The 24,379-nt window shown below is 58.9% G+C and carries 26 protein-coding genes; 13 read left to right on the forward strand and 13 right to left on the reverse strand.

Translation table 11 applies throughout. The features are described 5' to 3' along the window. Positions 1-16: 16 nt before the first annotated feature. Complete coding sequence (locus PP263_RS01935) at positions 17-814, reverse strand: hypothetical protein (protein ID WP_308366691.1); 798 nt, start codon at positions 812-814, stop codon at positions 17-19. 332 nt (positions 815-1,146) lie between these two features. Here PP263_RS01935 and PP263_RS01940 point away from each other — a divergent pair, with 332 nt between their 5' ends. The 7 genes from PP263_RS01940 (at position 1,147) to PP263_RS01970 (ending at position 7,537) form a co-directional block, all read left to right on the forward strand. Continuing rightward, positions 1,147-1,767: a hypothetical protein gene (locus PP263_RS01940; RefSeq protein WP_308366692.1), complete on the forward strand. Its 621-nt coding sequence runs from the start codon at positions 1,147-1,149 to the stop codon at positions 1,765-1,767. Positions 1,768-1,818: 51 nt separating this feature from the next. Next, positions 1,819-2,325, forward strand: coding sequence for a hypothetical protein (locus PP263_RS01945; RefSeq protein ID WP_308366693.1), 507 nt, complete (start codon positions 1,819-1,821; stop codon positions 2,323-2,325). Positions 2,326-2,461: 136 nt separating this feature from the next. Further along, positions 2,462-5,302, forward strand: a complete 2,841-nt coding sequence (locus tag PP263_RS01950; protein WP_308366694.1) for a hypothetical protein — start codon at positions 2,462-2,464, stop codon at positions 5,300-5,302. Then, a complete protein-coding gene (locus tag PP263_RS01955) occupies positions 5,299-5,922 on the forward strand; it encodes a phage tail protein (protein ID WP_308366695.1) in 624 nt (207 codons plus the stop codon). The genes PP263_RS01950 and PP263_RS01955 overlap by 4 nt, the downstream gene beginning before the upstream one ends. An 8-nt stretch (positions 5,923-5,930) precedes the next feature. After that, entirely contained in the window at positions 5,931-6,368 is a 438-nt protein-coding gene (locus PP263_RS01960) for a helix-turn-helix domain-containing protein (RefSeq protein WP_308366696.1), read from the forward strand. Positions 6,369-6,670: 302 nt separating this feature from the next. After that, positions 6,671-7,036, forward strand: a complete 366-nt coding sequence (locus PP263_RS01965) for a hypothetical protein (protein WP_308366697.1) — start codon at positions 6,671-6,673, stop codon at positions 7,034-7,036. 147 nt (positions 7,037-7,183) lie between these two features. Next, a complete protein-coding gene (locus PP263_RS01970) occupies positions 7,184-7,537 on the forward strand; it encodes a hypothetical protein (RefSeq protein ID WP_308366698.1) in 354 nt (117 codons plus the stop codon). Positions 7,538-7,556: 19 nt separating this feature from the next. Here PP263_RS01970 and PP263_RS01975 read toward each other — a convergent pair whose 3' ends face one another. From PP263_RS01975 to PP263_RS01990, 4 genes are all read right to left on the reverse strand, one after another. Beyond that, on the reverse strand, positions 7,557-8,072 hold the full coding sequence (locus tag PP263_RS01975; RefSeq protein ID WP_308366699.1) for a hypothetical protein: 516 nt from the start codon (positions 8,070-8,072) through the stop codon (positions 7,557-7,559). A gap of 168 nt (positions 8,073-8,240) precedes the next feature. Continuing rightward, the gene (locus tag PP263_RS01980) at positions 8,241-9,995 is read right to left on the reverse strand and encodes a sugar phosphorylase (RefSeq protein ID WP_308366700.1); all 1,755 of its coding nucleotides are present in this window, start codon (positions 9,993-9,995) and stop codon (positions 8,241-8,243) included. A gap of 15 nt (positions 9,996-10,010) precedes the next feature. Next, positions 10,011-11,234 (reverse strand): glycosyl transferase, encoded by a 1,224-nt coding sequence (locus PP263_RS01985; protein WP_308366701.1) that lies wholly within the window; start codon positions 11,232-11,234, stop codon positions 10,011-10,013. A gap of 28 nt (positions 11,235-11,262) precedes the next feature. Beyond that, positions 11,263-12,111: an HAD-IIB family hydrolase gene (locus PP263_RS01990; RefSeq protein ID WP_308366702.1), complete on the reverse strand. Its 849-nt coding sequence runs from the start codon at positions 12,109-12,111 to the stop codon at positions 11,263-11,265. A gap of 112 nt (positions 12,112-12,223) precedes the next feature. Between PP263_RS01990 and PP263_RS01995 the strand changes: the two genes are divergently transcribed. The 3 genes from PP263_RS01995 (at position 12,224) to PP263_RS02005 (ending at position 14,116) form a co-directional block, all read left to right on the forward strand. After that, a complete protein-coding gene (locus PP263_RS01995) occupies positions 12,224-12,631 on the forward strand; it encodes a DUF3175 domain-containing protein (protein ID WP_308366703.1) in 408 nt (135 codons plus the stop codon). 126 nt (positions 12,632-12,757) lie between these two features. Then, positions 12,758-13,150 carry a hypothetical protein gene (locus tag PP263_RS02000; protein ID WP_308366704.1) on the forward strand — a complete coding sequence of 131 codons (393 nt, stop codon included), beginning with the start codon at positions 12,758-12,760 and terminating at the stop codon, positions 13,148-13,150. Positions 13,151-13,153: 3 nt separating this feature from the next. After that, positions 13,154-14,116 (forward strand): hypothetical protein, encoded by a 963-nt coding sequence (locus PP263_RS02005; protein WP_308366705.1) that lies wholly within the window; start codon positions 13,154-13,156, stop codon positions 14,114-14,116. A 170-nt stretch (positions 14,117-14,286) separates the two neighbouring features. Here the strand turns inward: PP263_RS02005 and PP263_RS02010 are convergent, their stop codons facing one another. The 6 genes from PP263_RS02010 to arsC all read right to left on the reverse strand — a co-directional run bounded on the left by PP263_RS02010 (position 14,287) and on the right by arsC (position 18,922). Further along, on the reverse strand, positions 14,287-15,003 hold the full coding sequence (locus tag PP263_RS02010; protein WP_308366706.1) for a glycine zipper 2TM domain-containing protein: 717 nt from the start codon (positions 15,001-15,003) through the stop codon (positions 14,287-14,289). A gap of 128 nt (positions 15,004-15,131) precedes the next feature. Further along, the gene (locus tag PP263_RS02015; protein WP_308366707.1) at positions 15,132-15,710 is read right to left on the reverse strand and encodes a hypothetical protein; all 579 of its coding nucleotides are present in this window, start codon (positions 15,708-15,710) and stop codon (positions 15,132-15,134) included. Continuing rightward, entirely contained in the window at positions 15,700-17,559 is a 1,860-nt protein-coding gene (gene sppA, locus PP263_RS02020) for a signal peptide peptidase SppA (RefSeq protein ID WP_308366708.1), read from the reverse strand. The genes PP263_RS02015 and sppA overlap by 11 nt, the downstream gene beginning before the upstream one ends. A 60-nt stretch (positions 17,560-17,619) precedes the next feature. Continuing rightward, complete coding sequence (locus PP263_RS02025) at positions 17,620-17,967, reverse strand: DUF2069 domain-containing protein (protein ID WP_308366709.1); 348 nt, start codon at positions 17,965-17,967, stop codon at positions 17,620-17,622. Then, positions 17,964-18,578 (reverse strand): NAD(P)H:quinone oxidoreductase, encoded by a 615-nt coding sequence (wrbA, locus tag PP263_RS02030; RefSeq protein WP_308366710.1) that lies wholly within the window; start codon positions 18,576-18,578, stop codon positions 17,964-17,966. The genes PP263_RS02025 and wrbA overlap by 4 nt, the downstream gene beginning before the upstream one ends. After that, complete coding sequence (arsC, locus tag PP263_RS02035) at positions 18,578-18,922, reverse strand: arsenate reductase (glutaredoxin) (protein ID WP_308366711.1); 345 nt, start codon at positions 18,920-18,922, stop codon at positions 18,578-18,580. Before arsC ends, wrbA begins: the two co-directional genes overlap by 1 nt. Before the next feature lie 368 nt (positions 18,923-19,290). Between arsC and PP263_RS02040 the strand changes: the two genes are divergently transcribed. The 3 genes from PP263_RS02040 to PP263_RS02050 are packed head-to-tail and all read left to right on the forward strand — an operon-like array spanning position 19,291 to position 22,462. Further along, complete coding sequence (locus PP263_RS02040) at positions 19,291-20,646, forward strand: YihY family inner membrane protein (RefSeq protein ID WP_308366712.1); 1,356 nt, start codon at positions 19,291-19,293, stop codon at positions 20,644-20,646. Next, positions 20,621-21,046, forward strand: coding sequence for a TlpA disulfide reductase family protein (locus PP263_RS02045; RefSeq protein WP_308366713.1), 426 nt, complete (start codon positions 20,621-20,623; stop codon positions 21,044-21,046). The genes PP263_RS02040 and PP263_RS02045 overlap by 26 nt, the downstream gene beginning before the upstream one ends. A 51-nt stretch (positions 21,047-21,097) precedes the next feature. Beyond that, a complete protein-coding gene (locus PP263_RS02050; RefSeq protein WP_308366714.1) occupies positions 21,098-22,462 on the forward strand; it encodes an L-cystine transporter in 1,365 nt (454 codons plus the stop codon). Between the two features lie 219 nt (positions 22,463-22,681). Here PP263_RS02050 and PP263_RS02055 read toward each other — a convergent pair whose 3' ends face one another. Both PP263_RS02055 and PP263_RS02060 read right to left on the reverse strand, forming a co-directional pair. Then, positions 22,682-23,053, reverse strand: coding sequence for a DUF6404 family protein (locus PP263_RS02055; RefSeq protein WP_308366715.1), 372 nt, complete (start codon positions 23,051-23,053; stop codon positions 22,682-22,684). A gap of 154 nt (positions 23,054-23,207) precedes the next feature. Beyond that, positions 23,208-24,329 (reverse strand): transposase, encoded by a 1,122-nt coding sequence (locus PP263_RS02060; RefSeq protein ID WP_308366716.1) that lies wholly within the window; start codon positions 24,327-24,329, stop codon positions 23,208-23,210. Between the last annotated feature and the right edge of the window lie 50 nt (positions 24,330-24,379).

The following is a 24,379-nucleotide window of genomic DNA, read 5'->3' on the forward strand; positions in this document are numbered from 1 at the left end:
TAATCCACTTCTTTTTTCAGTATACGTTTTCCTTGAGAAGGGGGGAGCGAATCGTACCCGCAGCATCCCCCTCATTATCCGTCTGCGGATCACCACTGGACCTTACAACAATCGCCCGCGTGCGAATATCCATCAGATAAACCCCGTAACGATAAATCCCCTTGATGCCATTATTACCGTTGCCCTCCACCAGGGTATTACCGCGATAAACAAAGCTTTCATGAGGGCCGAAAAAGGTCTGGGGGTCCGCCGGTGGCTGTTCCAGTACCGGCCGCCCGTAGACAACCAGCGGTTGGTGATACTCCTGGGCAACCTCGCTGAAATCCCAGACAACCCGCATTCCCCCCTTGATAGTGATTTGAAGCGGATTCACTGTCAGGCCTTCTCCGTCCGGAAGTACCTGGATTGTAATCAGGCGCTCTTCCTCGGATTCCCGCATCAGTTCGAAGGGGAGCCATTGGGAGAAGATGATTGCGGAATTGTTCTCATTGTGGACACCGAATCCCCGCTGGATCAGGGCGCGGAACTGGAACAGGGAAGTATCCGATTGGGCGTTGATGGCCAGCACCTGATTGCGTCCCACCACTATCTGCTCGAAGGGGCCGCCGGCAATAATGGTATGGCCGTCGTTGTTGCTGAATTCCACCATCGGGGACCAGCCCGAGGGCAGGTTTTGGAAACGCAGCAAAAGATTGCTTCCGGCGAGGATCGACAGGTTCTGAATGGGCAGCTTCAGTTCCAGTGTCTGGGTATCGAAGTCCACATCGACGATATAGTCGGGTGCGGCGGTGTCGAGTGATTTGAAAACAGCCATGTTTCCTCCTGCAGGACCGCCCTGGCGGCAGTCCGCTTATCCTGAAAGTTTTTTTAATATTTATTTTTGCCGGAAGTGCTCTCCGGCACAGACCGATTATACCCACCTGTCCTGCAGTCACAAGAATTCGCTGTCGGCGGTGTCGGCAGTGTCGGAACAGACACTGCCGACACCCGAGATGTCTGTCTTGTCTGACTCTAACTTATTGTTTTTATTGAATTTTAAAGTTGGCATGGCTTTTGAGATAGAGACTCCTGTCAGACGGTTTCCACCGCATGGCCGCAGCACAAACATCGCTGCGATTAATTTTTCAATTAACAGGAGTCATACCGATGCCTACCTATACCCTCAATATCGACTTTCGCAAACAGGACCTGGACACACTCTACAAAGCGGGTGAAAAGGTCACCCTGATCAAGCAGTCCGCCAACGGCCAGCCCGTTGCCTGGGTGTGCTTCTATCCCTTCGAGAACAACACCATCACCTGGGAGGAGGAGTATGCCATCTATGCCTCCACCACCATGATTCAAGGCGGTGCGACCATCCAGAAGATGTCCGACGAGATGGCCCAGGAGCAGATGATGTATGCCTTCCAAAACGGCAATTTCGGTACGCCGGCTCCTTCCGGGCAGCTCTCCGAAGGCCAGTACGGTGTCAGCAACCAGACGCCGCTCAGCCAGGCCACGGGCCTCACTTTCGGGCTGGCGCAGAACGTGCAGGTGAACGGCACCGCCTACGTCAACAGGCCAATCAATGCGGACTGGGTGCCCAGCAAGCACGTGGCCACCTTCACGCCCTACGAAAACATCAAGATCTTTATGAACCACAACATCGAGGACGGCATGGTGGTCACCGATATCTTCAGCCCCAGCCTCACCCTGACCTTCGGCGGTTCCACCACCGAACTCACTGCCAACTACAACGCCACTACCGGCAGTTTTGCCCAGGCGTAAGGCCCCGCAGCCCCCGCATTGCGGGGGCTGTATTGAAAGAGGAGATCACAGATGACCTTTGCAACCATGGCCCAATATGTGGAGAGGAATCTCGCCGATGAAACCGCAAGGTATCTCAATGGCAAGTCGGATTCCTTTAGTGGCTATTTCGGGCCGAACAACTACTTCAACGAGGACACCGTGAAAACGGTGATGAGTCGTTTGCTGACAGACTGGATAATGGCGAACGACTCTGAGGAAACCGCCATGGTATTCAGCGAGCTGCACTATACCGGTTTCGCCAACCGGGCCGATATCGGCGTTGTCTATTTGACTGAGGACGGACAAGCGGCGCCGACGCAGACGTTGTATATCGAACTGAAGACGGATTTCTCGGCGGAAAGCGTCGACGGTGATGTCAACCTCCTCGACCTGATCGCGGGTGCCGGTAATTCTCCCATAACCTCAGCCTATGCTTTTTACACGGTATTCGAAGGAGAGGAAGGCTGGACCCGTTATATCGAAGTTCCCACCCAACCCAATGTGCACACTGTGGGAATCCGCGTTACGTCGCCCTGAGGAGTGAGCTTTAGCCGCGAACCGGATTGCCTCTCCGCGTGATTGGATGGCGCAGCTCAACTGTCATATTACCGGCAGTTGTGCTCGCCTGCCGATCCTCTATCTGCCGCTGATTGCTGAGATCTGGAAACGATTTATGAATGACTACCCTGAAAAACGAGAGATCGGACCGGTAATTTTTCGCTGGAGATTTGGCGGTATCGGTCGCGGTTACATAGAAGTCGAATGGCTGGGGCGCATTATCGCCCAGGCACCATTGCCTCTGCCCGAGAAGCAAAACCCGCTGCACTTCTGGCAGCAGGACCCGCAAGACCCAAAACGGACCGTCAACGGTGAAATGCATTATACGGCCAGCTCCAAAAGCCTGTTGGTTACCCGCCTGGAGTACCCCGGCGGCGAGGCCCAGAACGAACTGCTGTTTACCGGGGGCTCCCCGGACCCGCAACCGCCGGTTCCGCTGCCGCCCGACAGTGAGGCGGCGGAAATCGGGGTGATCGTCGAGCGCCCTCCGGAATCCGATCTGTTCCCGTATTTGTACCTGGCCCAGTGGCCGGGTATTACCGCCGTGGAACTGGAGAATCGCTTCGTACAATACGATACCGATTCGGCGCCGCAGAACAGCCTCTACCGGGAACTGGTCGAGGCGCGCCAGCAAGGACGGGGAGCGATGGTGGACCAGGCGGACCTGTTCCTGGCGGAGAAGGCGCCCTATACCGGCCGCTACCTGCGCACTATCAATGCCCTGGGTGCGCCCATGGACCGGTTGCCATCGCTGGATGAAGGGTTTCGCCGCTCTCCCCCCGTCGACCTGGGTGAGTTCAAACAGCGCACGGAGATGGCGCTGGAAATGAGCTGGAGCGCTATAGGGGAATACTGGCTCGGCGAAATCTACAGCGGGCAAATGGAGCGCTGTTGGCAAAACCTGATGGCGTTGAATGTGCAGCCGGGCTTCAACCGGCAACTGGGGGACCAGCTGCTGGCGTCTCTGGCCCTGGCTACGCTGATCGCGCGTATTGTTGCCAGTGAGCCCGAACCGCCGGAGAGCGATGGGGACGGTGAAGTCCTCCCGCCTGAGCCCGCTCTTCTCTGGCCGGCGGAGCGCCTGGCCGAAGGTATCCGGGCCACGGTGGTGTTGCCCGGTACCGTGTTTCCACTCCCTGCGGCCAACGAGAGCGCGCAGGGCGATGTGGCGGATACGGGTCCGGTTCCCTATGCCATCGGCGACCTGAAGCTGGTGAGGCAGCGACTGCGGGGATACTGCCTGGGCGAAGTCAGCGGTATAGAAAACGTAATGCGCGGCGAGTACAAGGAGTCGTCGGAGAAACGTCTGCGCGAATCCCGCGTCGAGGAGCTGGAGTCTGACAGCGGCCTGCAGCAGGTGGACCACGAATTGTCCGGCCAGCGCCAGGACCTGCTTGCGGAAGCCCTCAACACCCTGGAGGAGAATTTCCAGTACCACTACGAGAGCCAGTACGGCCCACCGGCCAAGCAGTTGACGGTGATCGTGGACGGGACGGTGCAGCCGGTGGACGGCAAGCCGCAGACAACGGCCAACAGCGATGCCACCCGCGCCGCGCGCCTGTTGACCCAGCGCGCTGCCGGTTCCCTGGCTCGCCGGCTGCACTGGCAGCGCAGCAGCGCCAGTATCGACCGGGACGAGCGCTGCACTGTCCGGCGTGTCGATGCCAGCGGCATGGACAATAATCTCCGCGCTATCTACCGCTGGGTCAATAAGGTCTACCAGTGCTGGACGGTGACTCTCGGCAAGCGCTTTATCCTGGAGTTTCTTGTGCGCAATCCGGCACAGGGGTATATCTCCGGCTCTTTCAGCCTTCGCGGCCTGTCCCTGCGGGAGCCCCAGCCGCTGATCGATTTCGGTGTAAAAAACTTCCAGGATATTTCCGTCGACCCGAAGTCACCCGCCTACTATGCCAAGCTGGCCGCCGGGTACGATGTGGTGGATATACAGCCGCCGCCGGAGCCCCGGTTGATAAGCAGTGCCGCCTTTCAGGGGGGCGAGCCGGTGAGTCGGCAATCGATCCCGGTAGCGCCCGGCTATCGCGCTGTTTCCGCGAATGTGACGGTATCACCCGCGCCCGGCGACGACAGCCTGAAGCTCTGTGTCAGTGTCGGCCAGCAGAGTTACGACTATCCGGGGGGCGAAACTGAAACCGCGCAACTCAAACTGAGTGGACAGACTGGCCAGGTGCCGGCGGCAATTCTGGTCTCCACACCGAAAAAATCCCTGCGAGCTCCCGCCGGCTACAGTGTCGCTGTGGAGATAGAGGCCGAACTGGGTGAACAGGCACTGGATGAATGGAAATTGGCAACCTTCAAGGCCATTTCCACTGGCTGTACACGGCAGCGCGAGCGCTATTACGAAATGGTGGGCTCCTGGCCCAGCCGGGTATATCAGCCATCCCCCCTCGGTGCTCGCGAGGTTGTGCGCGACGAACTGCGTCGGGACATCGTGCGGCAACTGATCCGGCATGTGGAAAAACTGACCGGGGAGAGCGGGAATATCGCCCTGGGCGGGCAGCGCTACGTGCAGTTCCTGGAGCGCGCTCTGGCCTGGGGGGAAATGGCCTACGCCTTTACCGTCAAGACAGAAGACGATGTCGGCACCGTAATCAGTCAGCAGTACCGCGGTGAGGACGAACTCTTCAGTGCTTTCCTGCAGGCGGGGTTGGCCCGGGTGCTGTTGCCGGTAACGCCGGATTTCGCATTCCGCATGCTTTACTTCCTTGCCAGCGGCCAGATCTGGCCGGGCGCCGATACCCTGGCGCCGGTGTTTTGCCCGCAGGAGGAGGGGGCGCCGGACTACCGCTACGTCAACCTGGCCAATGCCCTCAAGGAATCCTTCGATGCGGGGGTCGAGGAAGAGTGGGGGGAAAGCTGGGAGCTGGTGGTGCCCACGGATATGACCGTACTGCAGGAAGGTGATGAGCTGCCGGTATTCACTGGAGAAACGTCATGATCAGTCCTCCTTTTGTACCGCCGCCCTCATTTGCCGCGGAGTGGATTTCCGGCGTCCCGGTGGGGGTCGTGTGCCCCTATGCCGGGCAACTGGCCGATCCCTTCGGCAGCGACGGTGAGGAAAATGACAGCGCGCAACCGGCGCTGTGGCTGGAGTACTGGGGCTGGATGCTGTGCGACGGACGCGAACTGGGTATCGCCGCCTACCCGATGCTGTTCGAGGTGATCGGCAATCTGTACGGCGGGGATGGTGAATACACTTTCTGTCTGCCCGATTACCGGGGGATGTTCCTGCGCTGCGTGGACAACGGTGCAGTTGTGGACCCGGATGTGGACCAGCGCCTGTCTCCGGTCAGCGGAGACCAATACTCCGGCGTGGGCTCCGTTCAGGAGGATGCGCTGCAGGACCACCAGCACGTCTACCAGCTTGCCACGCCCGGGGACGGACAGGAGCAGTTTCAGGGGGGGCAGGTGACGTCGCCGGCTACACCCACTGCCAGTGGCGATCCAATCCTGCCCGGGAGTCTGTCACCGGCCAAGCCCGCCGGTGACCCGGCGCGCACCAGCAGCGAAACCCGGCCGCGCAATATCTACGTCAATTATCTTATCAAGTGTCTGTGAGGTTGACCGTGAAGATACAGCAAGCCTCCGCGAGCCTGCCACCCGACGACGGTTTTCCCGCAGCGCCCTGCACACTCGCGCAGGGGCCGGCCGACTGTAAAGAAAACTCGATGGGCGAGCGCCTGGAACAGGTATTGCGTGCGCGCAAAGTGCGCAAGGTATACCCGCTGGCACTGGAACTCGGCGTAAACGAAAGCTGTATCAGCCGCTGGCGCCGGGACGGGGCCATCTCCACTGATAATGCTGTCAGGTTGTGCCGGATACTGGATGTTTCGCTGGACTGGCTGCTTTGCGGGCGCGGGCAGATGGACCAGCACAAAGGGCGCAGTATCAGCGACGAGGAGTACGCGATGATCGAGGCCCTGCGCCTACTGCCGGGCGAGGCACGCTATTCAATTCTCAATCTTTTTGCGGCCATTGATTCGCGCCTGGATAACAGATCGTAACCGAACCCCCTCCGTTTACCGTGCCATGGTATTCCACGCGGCACGGTTTTTTTATGGCGGGTGAGTGCGCGGATTGGTCCAGGATATCGTGTGTTTGCAGGTGAAAAATTTTTCTATTTTTTATGCAATTTCTTTGGTTTGATCTGGTTTTACAGAAAATCTGTTTTCAAAACTTACGAAAGATCATGCGTTAGTATTTCTGTGGTTAAAAATATTTTTAACCTATTTTGTTAACGACTATTGAGGACTGTTTTATGAAGACTTTCAACAGATCTATGGTGTATCTGATACCCTTTCTATTAATGTCTCTGATCGGATGCTCCAGCAATGTAGATGTGGTGGGAGACCCGGACTGCGCCTATACGCAAGACAGTTATGATCACGTCTATCCTCGTCATTGTGATACGAGTGCATTTGCTTCGAAAAGCAAGTTCGGTGGTGCCGGTGCACGCTACTGCAATGGTCTGCTCGGCGGGCAGGAGCTGTGCGATACGGTGCAGGCCGCTCCTGACCAGCGCACGGTACAGCCGGACGGGCGTATCTGCTACGATAAAAACATGGGGCACGTTATCGGCACCAGCGGCGAGCAGTGGGCCCGTGTAGTGATCGAGCCGGGCACCGGAGAGGTGGTTACCCAGTTCCCTGAAAACAGCGCCGGTTGCCGGTAGGGCGACCGTGACAGGGAAGGGCGTGGGAGCCTGTTGGCTTCCGCGCCAGCTGCCAAAACATTTAGAAGTAAATATCTTTCAACTGGAGTGCCTTATACTGAAGAAGTTTCCCGGTATGAGACTTTACTGCCAAAGGTCCTGGTATTTATGGCTCGGGATATCTTTCTACTGGACACCCCTTCCCTGGACAGCGATGCCGTGGCAGCCGGTCGGCGGGCTGAGTCGATGTCCGACATCGGAGACGAGGAGTGGAAGCGGCTGTATCCTTTGATACACAAACTGCAGGCCCGCTGTCCCTTGCTCTGGAGAATCTGGCAGCATCAGCAGGGAGCGGATGCGGATGTGCTGATAGAGCGTGCGGAGCTTATTGACCTGAGTGCGGAACTGCAGGTCCTGAGGGCTGCAGTTCCGCCGAGCGAACGCCAGCAGGTTGAGTCCATGATACTTTTATGCATGGAGGCGGAGGACCGCAACCGCCATATCGCGTTTGTCGCCGATTGAACTGTCAAATGGCATCTGGTTAGTCAATGCCGCCTATTCCGTGACACTGGCCGCTGCCTTGCGCCCAATTTTCGATAGCTTCGGCAATAGGGGCATAGTGCTTGGCGGTGTAAAAGTCGAGCCGTACCTTGTTGGGCTGGGCTTTGGTCACGTCCGCCGCCAGCAGGTAGAGGCCCCCTTCCGATTGCATATAGGTGCCGGTGTGGTGTTGCTGCACGGTTACCTCCGCCTTGTTGGGACTCACGATTTCAATGCGCTGGTTGTTGGTTACTGTGCTGGAAGAGGCGAGGTTTCCTCTTACGGAGGTCTGGGTATAACCTTCCGGTACGCATTGGTTCAGTCTGTTCTCGATATTGGCGACCACCACTTCGAAGGGCCGGTTGACCTCCTTGCTGTAGATCAGCTTTTGGGATGAGCCGAGGCCGTTATGGTTCTGGATCAGTTCGATATAGTGCGAGCGCGATTGCGGCACGGTACCGCAGGCGGTCAGGATGGCAGCTGCTGCCAGTAACAGCAGGGCGGTTGCATGTTTCATGGCTGTCTCGTTGTGGATTCATTGATGATGGTGCGAGAGGCTTTGTCTTACTTCTGGGTGCCTCAGGTTACGGATTATTAGCTGTCGCACAGCTGTCGGTCATGTCGCGATTTTAATTGTGTGATGAGTGTCACATTCTTAAAGCTTTTAAGAAAGGTGGTTTTCTGGCTACCACCGATTGGTGATCCACAGGGTCTGATAGGGCTCCAAGGTCACCGAGGCGGACATATCATCGAAAAGTTCATCACTGATAAGGTCTTTCCAGTGCTCACCGCCGGTCAGGTTGATACTGGATAGCAGTACCACCTGTGGCTCGTCGGAGATATTGTTCAGGCAGAAGATGCTCTGCCGCCGATTCATACTTTGCCGCCAGAAGGCAAAAATCTGCTCACCCAGGTGCAGTGTGAACTGGGTTGCGTTGGGGTGAAAGGCGGGCTGTTCCCGTCTTATCTGGATCAGGCTGCGAAGCTGATAGAAGACGCGGTGATGGTGGCTTTTCCGGTTGGCAATTTTTCTGTTGAGCTCCGATTCCTGCCACTGGCGGCGATTGATGGCGCGGTTGTGACCGTGCTCATGCATGCGCTGGTAGTCGTTGGTGGTGCCCACCAGGCTGTGCAGGTAGAAGGCGGGGATTCCCTCCAGTGCCAGCATGATGGCGTGGGCACAGATGAAGCGCTCAATCTGCCATTGGTCCTCCCCGGCGGTGGTTCCCTTGAGGGCGTCGAGCAGAGAGATATTGATTTCGTAGGGTTTCTTGTTACCGTCATCCAGAGCGCGCCAGGAAATCTTGCCACCAAAGTTTTCCATGGTCTGGATCAGGGCTTCCTGCTCTTCCTCGCTCAGTAATCCCTCCACGGGGCGCAGGCCGATACCGTCGTGAGAGGCGATAAAGTTGAAATAGGTGGTGCCATTCTGTGCCGGCGGCATGCTCATCAGCCAGCTTTTCAAATGGTGGCAATTGCCGGAAACAAGGGTGTGGACCAGCAGCGGTGGCAGGGAAAAATTATAGATACAATGGGCTTCGTTGGCGTTGCCGAAATAGGTGAGATTTTCATGGTTGGGAATATTTGTTTCGGTAATGATTACGACATTGGGATCGGCATGCTCTATGAGTGTGCGCAACAGGCGTACTATCTCGTGGGTTTCATCCAGGTTGATACAGCTGCTGCCTATCCTCTTCCATACGAAGGCCACTGCATCCAGGCGGAAGATGCGAACTCCCATATCCAGGTAGAGGCGGATGATATCCACTATTTCCATCAATACGCGGGGGTTGCTGAAATCCAGGTCCACCTGATCGGGCCCAAAGGTACACCACACGTACTTGGTCTCTTCTCCACTGGAAACGGACCGTAGCAGGGGCGTGGTTCTCGGGCGCACGACTCCAGAAAGATCCTCGTCCGGGTCTACAGTGAAGAAATAGTCCCTGCCCGGGGATTTCCCCTCCTGAAAGTTGACAAACCACTGGTGCTGCGCGGAACAATGGTTGATCACCAGATCTGCCATCAAATGGAAATCGGTGCTGATACGCAGGATGTCGCTCCAGTCCCCCAGTTCGGGATTCACCTTTTTGTAATCCACCACCGAGAATCCGTCGTCGCTGGAGTAGGGGAAGAAGGGCAGGATATGCACGCTGTTGATCAGCATGGTGAAGTGAGTTTTCAGAAAGTGGTGCAGGGTTTCCAGCGGGTGTTGATTTTCCTTTAGGATGGTATTGGCGTAGGTGATCACCACTATGTCGGTCTGGTCCCACAGGTTCTTGTGGGCCAGAGGCGATTGACAGTCCTCGTCCAGCCGCATCAGTTTCAGCAGTTCCCGGGCGATGGCCGGACAATCGTGTCCCGGGTAGATCACCGCGAGGTGATCCGTCACTTTCTGCTGTACAGCTTCCTGAATCGGTATTTCCGGTTGCGTCTGGGTCATAGGTTGGCCGTTTTGCTATGCGCTGAACTCTTCGTAATCCGCTTCCACCGCGGCTTTCAGTTTGTGCAGAAATTCCGGTGCGGCACTGGTGATGCGGCTCCAGCTGGGAATGAACGGAGTTTCCATCGGGTTTTCGAGAAAGGTTTGCCCCGCCTTCATCAGGTTTACGGCGAAGAGTTCCACAGTCTGCTCTTCCCGGTGAATATCAAAATCGAGACCGTTGATGATCGCATCGTTTCGGTAGGTCTCAACAAAATCCAGGGCGATGCGGAAATAGGTGGCCTTGATGCTGCGGAAGGTCTCGGTGGAAAACACTATGCCCTGGGTGGCCAGCTTTCGGAACAGGGACTTGGAAATATCGATGGACATTTTCGACAGCCCGGCGTTTTCATCGTCGAAGGAAACCTTCTGGTGTTTATGGTCATAGCGATGGGCAATATCCACTTGGCACAGGCGGTTGGTGGAGTAGTTGCGGTGCATCTCCGAGAGCACGCCGATCTCCAGGCCCCAGTCGCTGGGAATACGCAGGTCGTTGATCACATCGCGACGAAAGGAAAATTCCCCGGCCAGGGCATAGCGGAAGCTGTCCATATATTCCAGGTAGTCGATATTGCCGTAAATCTTTTTCAGGGTGCGGATCAGCGGAGTGACCAGCAAACGGCACACGCGGCCATTGATCTTTCCCGTGGATACGCGGGAATAGTAGCCCTTGCAGAATTCATAGGTGAAGTTGGGATTGGCTACGGGGTAGAAGAGGCGAGCCAGTAACAGGCGATCATAGGTGATGATATCGCAGTCGTGCAGTGCCACTGCCTCTCCCCTGTCCGAAGCCAGGATATAGCCGAGGCAGTACCAGACGTTGCGCCCCTTGCCTGGCTCCAGCGGCGCAAGGCCGCGCTTCTCCAGCTCGGCGTCCAGCTCTAGCAGCCGCGGCCCGTCGTTCCAGAGCACGCGCACATGCTGCGGCAGTTTACTGAACTGAACCAGTGCATCGCGGTACTGGGCTTCGTCGGCCCGGTCCAGGCCGATGACGATCTCCGAGAGATAGGGCACACGGCAAAGTTCGTCGAGGATTTTGGGCAATGCCTCGCCCTCCAGCTCCGAGTAAAGGGAGGGCAGCAGGAGCGACATCGGCCTCTGGCGGGAGAATTCCACCAGTTCCCGCTCCAGTTCCTCCAGCGGGCGATGGGATAAATTGTGCAGGGTGGTGATCGAACCGTTCTGGAAAAAATCAGTCACGGCAGGCTCCTGTTGGGGTTATGGGTCTTCACGCGTTCTCATCGGTGCTGAAAAACAGCTTTTCCATTACCTGGTTCCATCCGGCTGGCCCCGGCAGTTCGCTGACGATGACTCGCGGATGTTCTTCTAGTGGGGGGGGAGAATGGCTGGGGGAGCGAATGATCACCGCGATATCGGCCGCCCGCAGCATGTCCAGGTCGTTGGGGCTGTCCCCCGCGGCGATCAGCCGGCAGTCCCGGTGCCGTTGCCGCCGGTATTCCTCCAGCAGTGTCAGGGTGGCCGAGCCCTTGTCGGTGCGTCCGAGCAGGTGCAGGAACCGCCCGCCTTCCAGGGTGGCTAATCCGGCTTTGGAGGCGCGTTCGCAAAACGAGAGCTTTTTCGCCTCGCTGCCCCGCCACAGCAGCGGCTCCGAATAACTGCGCTGGCGGGCACTCTGTGCGCGCTCGGTACTGAGGCCGGTGGCTGCCACGATTTCTTCCGTGGTAGCGGCTGAAAAGCTCAGATAGGGGGCGCCGTTTTGTTCCGCATCGCGTCTCAGATATTCCAGTATTGCTTCCCGTGGCGCGCCGGTTTCGATCACCCAGAAGTTCCCTTCGTCGCGTGCATTGGCGGGCATATCGGGAAAGTAGCCGGTGGGGATGAAAATGGCCGAGCCGTTCTCGACGACAAACGGGTGGTGGTTGTGCAGCCAGCGGCGGATTTCCAGCATTTCCCTGAAGGTTTTACTACTGTTGAGCACAACCGGGATTTCCCGGCGTTCCAGCCTGCCCAGTAGGTGGTCCACCTCGGTGTGGGAATAGCTGTAGTGGTCCAGCAGGGTGCCGTCCAGGTCGCTGGCGATCAGCCAGGGGCCGTTAAGGTGGCTGTTTGGTGTCATCGCTGAGCTGAATTGCGGTTCATAAGGTATCCAATCCAAAAATAGTGCCAAACCTGAATTATGAGCTAGCCGGGCGGTACGCCGGCGCCATCTGGCGCCATAAGTGACGGGTATGGTTTTGCTGGAGGAGGGTGTGCACCAGATTGGTGCCTCGGCTGGTGAAAATGGCGGCGGGACAGTACCTTTCCTTGGAAGAGAGGTTGGAACGGTGGGTATCGCAGTGGCTACGTCAAAATCCGAGCGTTGGTCCAAGGAGGTGACTGAAACCAGCCACGCGCTGGATCTGGAGCCGGGCGTCTTCACTCGCAAGGATCCGCGTGCCATTGCCCGTTCGCTCAAGCGCTCGGCGGAGCGCAGTACGGAAAGGAAGTCGGCCCCCTACCGCTCGGCCATGTCCATGCTGACTTTCTATATCAACCGGGCCGGCAGCAATCTGTCCAAAGAAGAGCGGGAGCGGCTGGAGAGGGCGAAGGACGAACTGCGCAATCTTTTTGACCGGTCGAGCGACGAAGAAGAGTGATCTGCGATATTTTGATTTCCCTGCATTGGGGTGGCGGGTTATGGTTCCACGGTTGTGATTATGTTCACGCCATTGGTGTGACATGATGATCAAACAACCAAACAATAACGAACAGGGAGTGATCGTATGTCCTGGAGTAAAGTCAATATGGCCGCGGGGGCCTGTTGGGGCATTCTCGCCCACCACGAGGTGGCCCAGCTCAACCCCGAACTGACCCCTTTTGCCGGCGCCGGCAGCTTTCCCATCAGTATGCTGCACTACTTCAATCCCCACGCCTCAACAGCGCACCGGGAGGTCAAGGCATCCAATCTGGCAGAGAAGTTTATCGCCTATCTGTTTCACTTCTATCGCCCCGGGTTTGAGCGGGTCGTGCCGGATGGCGGCCATGCGCAACTGTTGAAGCAGCTCAACACCGCTGTTTACGAGGTATTCTTCCAGCCCGAAGGCAAAACCCTGGACGACCTGGCAGTGCTGCTGGACGAGCAGCTGATGTTTGCCGATGAAGTGCAGGAGGCGTAGAAAATGAAACTCCATGCCAGGTTTTTCTACGCTGTCTTTTTATCGGCGGTGGCTACTGCCGTTTCTGCCCAGGGCGAAATAAAAGCCGCATCCAAGAAGCTGGAGTTGACAACTCTTACCTCCAGCGAGAGCGAGCGCACTGCGCTGGGCGTGGATTTCGAACTCAAAAATATCGAAGTGGGATTCCTCGATTTTTCCGCCAGTGGTACCTATTCCTTCGATGACGAGGTGCGCTCACAGGATCTGATGGAGTTCGGGTTTGACTACCGGCTTTTCACCCTCGGCGATTGCTATGCCGATCCGGTGGTGAGCGGCGGAGCGCCGGTGGACATACAGCCCGGACAAGTGCCCGCCGGTTCCGGGCCGGAGAACCGGTGCCCCTGGGGTTCCTGGGATATCGACGCCAATATGGCTTATGAGACGGACCAGGATTTCGACGATGCCAATACCGTGTTTTCCCTCAGCGCGATTGGCGAATTGCCCTCCGGCAGCGACAACGAAGTGCTGCGGCAGTTTTACTACCTGCTGGATTTCGTGCCCGGAATTATCCGTTCCGCCACCGATTACCAGAGCGGGGGGGAATTCACCGTCGGCAACCACTTCCAGCCAGTGATTTCGCTGAGCGCAGGAGAGGTGAACCCGAAGCGGGATACGGAGCGCGAGACGCTGCTGGGTGAACTGGAGCCCTACTATCGGTTGACCGGGGAAATCTCCATTACCACACCGATCGCCCAGATTGACGGCCAGCCGGTAGTACTGGCCTATGACTATCGGTATTTTCGCGAGGTGGATGCCGACGAGCGCATTGTCGATGCCAATCGCCATCGCAGCCGCCTGCTGCAGTTCTCCCTGAGAATGCCCAGTGACAACAACCGCGGCTATGCGTTTATCGGCTACGCGTCCGGCAAGCTGCCGTTTGGGGAGGACGACAAGATACTGGAGGTGGGTTGGAGTTACGGGCTTTAGCACGGTCCTGGGCAGATAGGACGGGGCCCTCCCGCCGGTAAAGTGACGGGAGCCGTTTGGGTCACCCAAAAGCCTCTATTGCTCACTTAAGCAATAGTCATGATGCGAAAAGCCCTCGGCAGCAGGATCGCCCAGTCGCTTGATTCGTAATCAGGGCCTCCGCATCGCGATCAGTGCGAGCTGACCCAAGTACCGTCCGCCTGCCGGCAGGCGGTGCCGTCGCTGCGGCTGCCGCCCTGGACCTCCGCGGTAAAGCTGCGGCAATAGGTGTCGCCGCGCTTTTCTATCGCCCCGGGCACCACCGCGTATTCCTCGCCACTTTCACCCTGCCAACTGATGCGCTGGCCGTTGGGGGCGAATTCGAGGGCCTGGGCCACGCAGGCCTGGTTGCGGGCGTCCATTCGCTTGCCCACCTCGCCGCCGATCAGTACGCCGGCGATGGCGCCGCCGATGGTCGCCGCGGTATTGCCGCGGCCGTCGCCGATCTGGTGGCCGAGCACGCCGCCGATCAGGCCGCCCAGTACCCGTCCCACCTGGGCGCTGTTACAGCGGGTAGCGGTCGGTTGCGGGGCCGGGCGCCAGTCCGGCTGGTATACCGGCTCTTCTCTTCGGTGGTCGAACCAGGGGGGCAGCTCTACAACCACCCGGGCACCCGGCTCGCGGTAGGCGTACTCATGGCCACCCTTGCATTTGCGCTCTTCCTTGTAATCGCCGTTGCGCTCCCACTTGCGTTCCACTTTGCAGTTGCCGTCCCAGTACTCCTCCTTGGTCTCGTGGCGCTCGTGCTTGTGCTTCTTCCAGCCCCGGCCCTCGGGCGGATCGGCCAGGACTGGCAGGGCCAGGGCGGTGGTAAAAACAATCGCGGCGAAAGTGCTCAGGTTCTTCATGGTTACCTCACTGCTGTCGCGCCCTTGGCGGCGGTCGGGAAATTGTCGCGATAGTACCACTTCGGGCGGGCGTGAAGAGAGGCAGTCGGGCAAACTGGGACGGCGTTCACCCGGCCTGCGGGATAAAACTATTGTTCCAGCGAGTTCAGCAGTTTGTGCGCACAGCGCGCGTGCAGGAACAGCAGGATGCAGGCGGTGGCCAGGTAGGCCGGGAGCCAGCCGGCATAGCCCTGCAGATAGAGGATGGTCGAGGGAAATACCACCACCAGCAGGTAAAAGATGCTCCAGAAGATGCGGGCCACGGGGGAGTGGTGGAGCCGAAACCAGGCCGGCCAGCCGCCGGCGATATGGAAGAGTTCCGTTTCGCCACTGACGGCACGGTTCAGTACCCGTTCCAGTTCGCGCATGCGCGTCAGGTGGAAGAAGAAAATCGACTGCTTGAACAGGTCGAAGAACATCACCAGCGCCATCACCAGCAACAGCACCAGGAAGCCAACCGGAGTTACCGGCTGCTGCAGGCGGCTGTCCAGTTCGAGCAGGCGCGCGAGCGGGTCCCAGGCCAGGAGGCCGCCGATGGCGCCGAACAGGCGGATGTCACCCAGGGCGTGCTGGATATAGTCGTTGCAGGTGGCATTGAGCCGGACGTACTCCTGGTAAACCCTGTCCAGGGTGGCTTCGTCCGGCTCCGCGACCTCGTCAGGGCGCACGGCAGACCAGGCAGCGCACGTAGAGCGCGCGCGGATCGCGGTATTCGCGCAGCTCGGCAATCGGTGCCAGCACCGGCTGCAGGGTATTCAGCCAGGCGCCCAGGGGCAGGTTGGCCTCGATGCTGGCGGAGATGCGCGCGTCGACATTCTCCGCCAGGGTGCGCAGGAGTTTCTCACCGGGGGAGAGTTCGCGCCGGATTTCCACCAACTGGTAATCCTCCACTTCCGCCAGCTGCGCGGCGCCGGCGATGGCGTCGTTGAGGTTGCCCAGTTCGTCCACCAGCCCCAGCTGTTGCGCGGCGCGGCCGGTCCATACCTGGCCCTGGGCGATCTTGTGGACTTCCTCCGGCGTGCTGCCACGGGCTTCGGCGACAATGCGCAGGAAACGCGCGTAGGTGTTCTCGACCCCCTGCTGCAGCACACTGGCGGCGGCGGGTGGCAGTGGGCGGTCGATGCGCATGGTACCGGCCAGGTCGGATGTGCCGACGCCGTCGTTGTAGATACCCAGGGATTCCAGGGCATCCTCGAAGGTGGGGAAAGCGCCGAACACGCCGATGGAGCCGGTGATGGTTGAGGGGGAAGCCCAGATGCGGTCGCCGCCAGTGGCGATCCAGTAGCCGCCGGAGGCCGCCACGCTGCCCATGGAGACCACCACGGGTATATCCTCGGCGCGGGTGGCGAGCAGTTCCTGGCGGATGGCTTCCGAAGCGAAGGCGGAGCCGCCGCCGCTGTCGATGCGCAGTACCAGGGCTTTGACTTTATTTTCCCGCGCCTTGCGGATCAACTGGCCCAGGCTCTCGCTGCCGATCTGGCCCACTGGTGCCTCGCCGTCGACGATGGTGCCGCTGGCGGAGATCAAGCCAACCTTTGGGGCTTCGGACGTTGGGATATGAGTGAGTTTCTGGTTGCGCAGATAGGCAAGGGCGTCGATGGATTTGTAGCTCTGCTTGTCGTCGTTGGCGCCGATGGTTTCCTTGAGTTCCTCGATGGCGGTGCGGCGGCTGGCCAACTGGTCGACAAATTTATACGCCAGGGCGGCCTCGGCCCAGCTGCCGTCGTGTTCTTTCAGGTTCTGCGGCAACTGCTCGATAAAGGTGTCCACGGCCTCCGGCGGCAGGTTGCGCAGGCCGGTGACCTGCTCGGTGTACTCGCCCCAGAGCTCGTGCAGCCAGCGTTGGTTGTTCTCGCGGGAGGCGGGGGACATGTCATCGCGGGTGTAGGGCTCAATAAAGTCTTTGTAGTCGCCCACGCGGAAGACGTGGAAATTGATTTTCAGCTTGTCCAGCGCGCTTTTGAAGTAGTTGCGGTAGGCGCCGAAACCGGTGAGCAGCACCGAGCCCATGGGGTTGAGGTAGACCTTGTCGGCGTGGCTGGCGAGGAAATACTGGGCCTGGGTGTAATTATCGCCGACCGCATAAATGGGCTTGTCCGCAGCCTTGAAGCGCTGCAGCGCCCCGCCTACTTCCTCCAGCTTGCTCAGGCTGGCGCCCACCAGGCTGTCCAGCTCCAGCACCAGGGAGGAGATACGCTTGTCCTTGGCGGCGCTGTCGATGGCATCCACCAGGTCCTTGACCCGGGTTTCCGCGGGTGCCTGGGGGCCGCCGAAGAACGCCGGCAGACTGGAGGGCTGGGAGAGTTCGTCCACCAGGTAACCGCTTGGCGCCACGCGCAGGGCGGCACCCTGGGGGATCACCAGTTGCTCTTCCTTGCCGAAGATGAGAACGCCGATAAATAGCAACAGCAGCAGGAACAACAGGTTGGTGAACACCCGGCGAAGCCAGGTGATGGCCCCGCCGATGGCGTCAAAAAATCTGCGGGTAAATCCTTTGTAATGGGTTGCTTCAGTCAAACCTCGGTGCTCCTTGTGCAGGGTCTACATTCGCTTTTCAAACAGCTATTAACCCTCCGGTTAATAGCGTATTCGCTGCCAGCGGCTGGTCATCATCGCGGAGATAAACAGGGTAAAGCTCAACAGCAATAGTACGCCATGCTGCCAGCCGCGCCCGGGCATCATTACGTCGACAATACTGGCAGTGATATACAGCAAGAGGATAAAGCAGAGCCACAGGTAGCTGCGATAGTGCCCTTTCAGCAGCCCCGGCAGTACCAGCAGCAGGGGCAGTGTCTGCAGTATCCACCATTTGACCGAGCCGCCGGGCAGGAACAGGTTCCACACCACAAACAATAGCAGCAGGCCCAGGTAGCAGATCCAGTTCAGGCATTTGGCGAATTGCAGTTTGCGTTTCAGGGGGGTCACGTCCGGCTCCGCAATTGACTGGCAAGGGCACCGATGCGCGCACCCAGGGCGCGGCACAGGGACTGCTCTTCGGCGCTCAGTTCACCGCCGTTGCGGCCCGCCCAGTGGGAGGCCCCATAGGGAGTACCACCGCTCTTTGTATGCGTCAGGTCCGCCTCGGAGTAGGGGATACCGGCGATCAGCATGCCGTGGTGCAGCAGCGGCAGCATCATGGAGATAAGGGTGCTCTCCTGGCCGCCGTGCAGGCTGCCGGTGGACGTGAACACCGCGGCGGGTTTGCCCGCCAGGCTGCCGTCCAGCCACATGTCGCCGGTCTGGTCGAGGAAGTGTCGCAGCGGTGCGGCCATATTGCCGAAGCGGGTTGGACTGCCCAGCAGCAGGCCGGCGCAGTTGCGCAGTTCCTCTGCGGTGCAATAGGGGGCGCCCTCTTCGGGGACCGGTGGCAGGCTGGCCTCGGTATCCGGTGAGACCCTCGGTACCGTGCGCAGGCGCGCGACCATACCGGAGGATTCCACTCCGCGAGCCAGCTCCGCGGCCATTCTCGCGGTGGCGCCGTTGCGGCTGTAATAGAGGATAAGGATGTAGGCTTCCGATTGCTCCGCCTGGGACATCAGAGCAGCTCCAGCACGTTTTCCGGCGGCCGGCCGAGCACCGCCTTGTCACCTTTGACTACGATGGGGCGCTGGATCAGTTTGGGATGTTGAGTCATGGCGTCGAGCAGTTGCTCTTCGCCCAGTCCGGGGTCTTTTAGCTGCAGGGCCTTGTACTCGTCCTCTCCGGTGCGCAGCAGGTCGCGGGCGGGGATGCCGAGTTTTTGCAGCAGAACGGCGAGGGTCTTCCTGTCCGGCGGCGTCTCCAGGTAGAGCACCACTTCCGGATCGATCCCTTTGTCCTGCAGCAGTTGCAGGGTCTGACGGGATTTTGAACAGCGGGGGTTATGATAAATCGTCCACATTGAGGCGGTATCCTGCTAAGGTTTGGCGTATTCTAACCGAGTGTGCCGACTCTTACTAAGAGCCTGAGCCTGCGGCGCCCCTCGGCTTGTAAACGAGGTTAGTGGCGGCTCTGCTGCCGGCGGCCGTTTGTTCCACAGCCTGATCGGCAAATGTTTCACAAACGGCCGCCGGCATCAGGGCCTTAGCATTTAAGCAAGGCCAGTGGCGACCCAGCTGCCGACGGCCGTTTATTCCACAGCCTGATCGGCAAATGTTTCACAAACAGCCGCCGGCAGCTGGGTCTTCGCATCAGGTTTCGGTATTCTTTTCGGTTCCGGGACCCGAAAGCGCGAGTACTGGTGCTCTTACATCCAATAACGGAAAAATAATGACGGAATCCATTCACCGCTGGCGACGCTTCCTCACCTCCCTATGGACGCTGTTCAACGAAAAGAACTGCCGCCAGCACGCCGCCGCGCTCACTTACATGACCCTGTTCGCCATAGTGCCGCTGGTCACCGTGAGCTATGCCATGCTGTCGCTGTTTCCGGATTTCGCCGGGCTGGAGAGCCGGCTGCAGGCGCAGATATTCGAGCACTTCGTGCCGGAGAGTGGGCGCGAGGTGCAGGAGTACATCAGCAACTTCTCCACCCAGGCCCAGCGGCTTACCGGCGTTGGCGTTGCTATCCTGCTGATAACCGCGGGGCTGATGCTGCGCAATATCGAGGTGACCTTCAACTCCATCTGGGATATTCCCCGGGGCCGGCGCGGGGTTTCCAGCTTCCTGCTCTACTGGGCCATCCTCAGTATGGGCCCGATCCTGTTGGGCGCGGGACTGGCTGCCTCCACCTATCTGTTTTCGCAAAAAATATTTTCGCCGGAGGACGATGGCCTGGGCGTGATGCCCATTGTGCTGGGAGTGCTGCCGTGGATCTTTACTGCCACCGCCTTTACCCTGCTGTTCGTCGCCGTGCCCAACTGCCGCGTGCCGTTGCGCCATGGTCTGGTGGGCGGGGTGGTTACCGCCTTTGCTTTTGAGGTGGCGAAGAATCTGTTTGGGGTTATGGTTGCGCGCAGTTCGGTGCAGGCGGTTTACGGTGCATTTGCTTTTGTGCCGCTGTTTCTGATCTGGGTTTACCTGATGTGGATGATTGTGCTGGCGGGCTGCGTGCTGGTGCGCACCCTGTCCGCGTACCACGCGGCGGCCCAGGGCCGGAAATATTCCGACGTGGTGGCCACGCTTATACTGCTGTGGGAATTCTTCAAGAAATACCAGGGGGGGCAGCCGCTGCGCGACCAGGATATTTCCCGGGCTGCGATCAAACCCGCGCAGTGGCGGCGTATCCGGCAGATACTGCAGGACAGGAAAATGATCGCCCAGACGGAGCGCAACGATTACGTACTGTCGCGAGACCTGGATTCCACTTCGCTGATGGAGCTGGTGGAATGGTTGAACCCGGCGCTGGCGTCCCTGCACAACCATCGGGAACTGCACAACCAGCCCTGGTACCGGGAGGTGGAGAAGCGCTTCGCGGAGTCGCAGGAGTTTGCCAGCGAACGCCTGGCACTGGATCTCGGGGAGCTGTTTCGCGAGGCACTGGATAAAGAAAACGAGACGGAACAGAGTTCCGGGCGCGAGACGAAAACGAAAAAGACGGGTGGAAAAGGCAGTGGCAAGGGGAAGTCTGACGGGGATTCTGAAGGTGGCCTTGCTGTGGTTGGCCGCCGCAACAAGCGGGTGTGAGTCCGACGCGGAGTCGCTGGCGGACATCCATGGCAAACAGTTAGAGACCGATGGCCGGGTACTGCTGGTGAACTACTGGGCCGAGTGGTGCGCGCCCTGTCGCGAGGAGATTCCCGAACTTAACCGCTTCGCCCGCGAGTCGGAAGGGGTACTGGTGCTGGGAGTGAATTACGACCAGCCGCCCGCGGAGGTCACCCGAGAGCAGATAAAAAAACTCGGCATCGAATTTCCGGTGCTGTCCGCCGACCCGGCGGCCCGCTGGGGACAGGCGCGTCCGACGGTGTTGCCCAGCACCTTTGTAATCGGTATCGATGGCCGCTGGCGTGCGACCCTGGTCGGACCGCAGACGGAGGAGAGTCTCCACGCGGCGGTGGCTTCCCTGTCGGCGGAGGGCGGGTGAAGGCCCTGGCTCTCCAGACTCACTGAGACGATTTTCCCGGGCGCGCACTTTATGCAACTCAGTTCGTTTTCCCTGCTGCTACTCTTTGCCGCACTCCTGTGGCCGCTGTTTCGCTGGCATCGTCGCCACGAGAGGCTGGCGCCGGCGGTGTTTGCCGGGCTGTTGCTCGGTGTGGCCTTCGGTGGCCTGCTGCAACTGGCGCGGCGCTGGGGCGCCGATCCCGCCGAAGTGCTGCCGTGGATCGGGGTGTTGGGGGATGGCTATGTGAATCTGCTATACCTGCTGGTGATGCCACTGGTGCTGGTCTCCATCCTCGGCGCGGTGGTCAGGGTGAGCAACACCCAGGCCCTGGGCAAGATCAGCGTGTCGGTGCTGGCGGTGCTATTGGGCACCACCGCGGTGGCGGCACTGGTGGGCGTGTTGATGGCGCAGCTGTTCGGTCTTTCCGCAACCGGCTTGGTGGAGGGCGCGCGCGAGGCGGCGCGGGTGGAAGTGCTCAGCCAACGCATGGGGCAGGTGAGCGGCCTGTCAATTCCCGAAATCCTGATTTCCTTTGTTCCCAGAAATATTTTCTCCGACCTGGCGGGCAGCCGCGATACCTCGGTGATAGCCGTAGTGGTGTTTGCGGTACTCCTCGGTTTGGCGGCGCTGGGCGTGCGCAGGGAGCACCCGGAAGAGGGTGCGCAGATCGAGAATTTTGTGCATCTGGCCCTGGTCTGGGTAATGAAGCTGGTGCGCCTGGTGATGGCCTTTACCCCCTACGGGGTGATGGCGCTGGTGGCGGCGCTGATCGCAAAATCCAGCTGGGCGGATATCTTCAACCTGTTCAGTTTTGTACTGGCCTCCTTCACCGCCATTGCATTGATGTTCGTGGTGCACGGCCTGTTGCTACTGGTGAACGGCATCAGTCCGTTGCACTATTTCACCAAGGTGTGGCCGGTGCTGGTGTTCGCCTTCAGTTCCCGTTCCAGTGCGGCGACCATTCCCCTCAACGTGGAGACCCAGATCGACGAGCTGCGCAATTCTCCGGCGATCGCCAACTTCTCCGCTTCCTTCGGCGCCACCATCGGCCAGAACGGCTGTGCCGGTATCTACCCGGCGATGCTGGCGGTGATGGTGGCGGTGCCCATGGGAATCGATGTGCTCGATCCCGTCTGGCTCGCCACCCTGGTGGCGGTGGTGGTGATCAGTTCTTTCGGCATCGCCGGGGTCGGCGGCGGGGCCACTTTCGCCGCGCTGGTGGTGCTGCCGGCAATGGGACTGCCGGTGACCATCGCCGCGCTGCTGATCTCGGTGGAGCCGCTGATCGATATGGCGCGAACCGCGCTGAACGTCAACGGGGCCATGACCGCGGGTACATTGACACAGCGATGGTTGGGGGAGGAGGTTCCGGGGCCGGAAATCATCGAAGGCTAGGCGTATATTGACAAGCTGGACGCCTCTACCAAGCGGCGGGTGATTCAGGTGATCGATACCTTTATCGAGAAAGCGCAGCTGAAGACGCGGGCTTGATTATCTCCAAACCTAAAACAGCAAAGTCCCGGCAGTGCTGCGCTATCTTGCGCGTTATCTGTATCGGAGCGCTAACGCCTGAGTTAAGCCGCGCCGCGAAGCGGCGTCGGCTTGGACGAATCGTTAGGTGCGCAGCCGGGTGGCAGAGAACGCAGCCCACGAACCCAAACGGTGCTTGCGCGCCAGATGGCGATAGTACGCGGCCATGGCGAGCCCAAATGCGACGCCAGTGATGAGCGCGACCCAGAGAGCCTCACTGGCCGGCATTTCCCGTAGCCCGCGGTTCCCGAGCAGCCAAGCACCCAGCCCAAACAGCGGCCCGAAAAAGCCGCCACTGATCAGGACAAGCGGAACGAAGCCCAGGAAGGGAGGCGGCGGAACCTTGGCCCCTAAGGACCAGAGCAGGTTCCAGGCAGGGGGGAACGCAGTGGCCTCGCCGACGCCCACAGCTGCCATGTGCTTCTTGTAGCTTTCGAGTTTGCTGGACTGTGTCATGCGCACCTAACGAGGCTGTAGAAAAACTATTTCGGAGAATCAGCTCTTCCAGCCATATTTTGATTGATCATTGAGCCCGATTTAAACACAGTCCTTCCATATAGTCATCCAATCTGCGCAGTCAATCGAGAGGCTTCGTCAAGAGCCTTCTGGCTCAGTGAATCGCTCCATAATTCATCAGCTTTTCAATGTTATGCACCAAGCAGAACATCCGCCATTGCCCCTGGACCTTGTCCAGTCCGCGTAACGTGAATCGATTTAGGCCCTTGTTGGTGCCTGTATTGCCAAATACCGGCTCCACCACGGACATTCGGTGCCCGTAGATCACCTTTCCTTCCTGGCTGTCGACGCGTCGCTTCATCCAGTCTGTCGCAGTGTGGCCATTGGTCACTGTAATCGATACCTGGCGACCGTGCCCCTCCCTTGTGTCGGCGGCACTTGGATTGCGCATACACTGGTCTTTCAGTTGGCAGCTGCGACAGTCGGTCAGGTTACCTTCAAAGACCAGCTTTCTTTTACCTTTGACAGGTCGAGATTCACCAACGAACCAAAGAGACTTTCCGGCCGGACAGATACAGATCTTGTTCTTGGCATCGATTTGAAATTCGCTGGCCGGGATGATCTTCTTCTGGCCTTTGGCATTGTACTGATTCCGCTTACCATACTTCTTTTTCTGCTTAGAGAAAGCTTTGTCTCTGGATCGGAACTTATTGTCAGGGATGTAGGCGTTGATGTTCTCTTTGCGGAGATAATCATTATTCTCCTCACTGGAGAACCCGGTATCTGCGGTTACGATTACCTGACTTTTGAGGATATCGTCATGGATTCCGGTATCACGATACCGCTTTCTGATACCGTCCAGAATCGACTTCAACGTATGCTGTTCCTGGCCGGAGCCAAAGGCCTGGGCTTCGACAATGATCTGGTGTTCCTTATCGACGGCGGCAATACCGTTGTAGCCCTGTATTGTGCCTTTGCTGGTGGTCATTTTGGCGGATTCGTTATCGGTGATGTTGCTCTTTACTTCTTTCTGGTTCTTTCCTTGCCCCTTCCTTGGGGTTGCCGTCTTTAGGAACTGATCAATCTTGTCGAAGTGCTTTTGGAGGGTTTCAGTGGCCTGGGCGAGCTGCTTCTTTCGGTCTCGCTCTTTGGGCTTTCGCCCGTCGAGCCGTTTGTGCTCTTCGATGCAATGCCGGATCTTCTTCTGGATTTTGTCTCGCTTCTGTTCCAGTTCTTTGAAAGTGCCGGAATGCTCTTTGGAGGCGTCTGAAGGCATCTTGCAGCCGTCAATGGCAAAGAGTTCATTGCCCAGTAGGCCCTGCTGGT

The sequence above is a fragment of the Microbulbifer sp. TB1203 genome (assembly GCF_030997045.1).
Classification (GTDB): Bacteria; Pseudomonadota; Gammaproteobacteria; order Pseudomonadales; family Cellvibrionaceae; genus Microbulbifer.

Coding starts and splice junctions, on each gene's coding strand:
- PP263_RS01935 (WP_308366691.1), bottom strand. CDS start 814: ATGGCTGTTTTCAAATCACTCGACACCGCCGCACCCGACTATATCGTC.
- PP263_RS01940 (WP_308366692.1), top strand. CDS start 1,147: ATGCCTACCTATACCCTCAATATCGACTTTCGCAAACAGGACCTGGAC.
- PP263_RS01945 (WP_308366693.1), top strand. CDS start 1,819: ATGACCTTTGCAACCATGGCCCAATATGTGGAGAGGAATCTCGCCGAT.
- PP263_RS01950 (WP_308366694.1), top strand. CDS start 2,462: ATGAATGACTACCCTGAAAAACGAGAGATCGGACCGGTAATTTTTCGC.
- PP263_RS01955 (WP_308366695.1), top strand. CDS start 5,299: ATGATCAGTCCTCCTTTTGTACCGCCGCCCTCATTTGCCGCGGAGTGG.
- PP263_RS01965 (WP_308366697.1), top strand. CDS start 6,671: ATGTCTCTGATCGGATGCTCCAGCAATGTAGATGTGGTGGGAGACCCG.
- PP263_RS01970 (WP_308366698.1), top strand. CDS start 7,184: ATGGCTCGGGATATCTTTCTACTGGACACCCCTTCCCTGGACAGCGAT.
- PP263_RS01975 (WP_308366699.1), bottom strand. CDS start 8,072: ATGAAACATGCAACCGCCCTGCTGTTACTGGCAGCAGCTGCCATCCTG.
- PP263_RS01980 (WP_308366700.1), bottom strand. CDS start 9,995: ATGACCCAGACGCAACCGGAAATACCGATTCAGGAAGCTGTACAGCAG.
- PP263_RS01990 (WP_308366702.1), bottom strand. CDS start 12,111: ATGACACCAAACAGCCACCTTAACGGCCCCTGGCTGATCGCCAGCGAC.
- PP263_RS01995 (WP_308366703.1), top strand. CDS start 12,224: ATGGTTTTGCTGGAGGAGGGTGTGCACCAGATTGGTGCCTCGGCTGGT.
- PP263_RS02000 (WP_308366704.1), top strand. CDS start 12,758: ATGTCCTGGAGTAAAGTCAATATGGCCGCGGGGGCCTGTTGGGGCATT.
- PP263_RS02005 (WP_308366705.1), top strand. CDS start 13,154: ATGAAACTCCATGCCAGGTTTTTCTACGCTGTCTTTTTATCGGCGGTG.
- PP263_RS02010 (WP_308366706.1), bottom strand. CDS start 15,003: ATGAAGAACCTGAGCACTTTCGCCGCGATTGTTTTTACCACCGCCCTG.
- wrbA (WP_308366710.1), bottom strand. CDS start 18,578: ATGTCCCAGGCGGAGCAATCGGAAGCCTACATCCTTATCCTCTATTAC.
- arsC (WP_308366711.1), bottom strand. CDS start 18,922: ATGTGGACGATTTATCATAACCCCCGCTGTTCAAAATCCCGTCAGACC.
- PP263_RS02040 (WP_308366712.1), top strand. CDS start 19,291: ATGACGGAATCCATTCACCGCTGGCGACGCTTCCTCACCTCCCTATGG.
- PP263_RS02050 (WP_308366714.1), top strand. CDS start 21,098: ATGCAACTCAGTTCGTTTTCCCTGCTGCTACTCTTTGCCGCACTCCTG.
- PP263_RS02055 (WP_308366715.1), bottom strand. CDS start 23,053: ATGACACAGTCCAGCAAACTCGAAAGCTACAAGAAGCACATGGCAGCT.
- PP263_RS02060 (WP_308366716.1), bottom strand. CDS start 24,329: ATGCCTTCAGACGCCTCCAAAGAGCATTCCGGCACTTTCAAAGAACTG.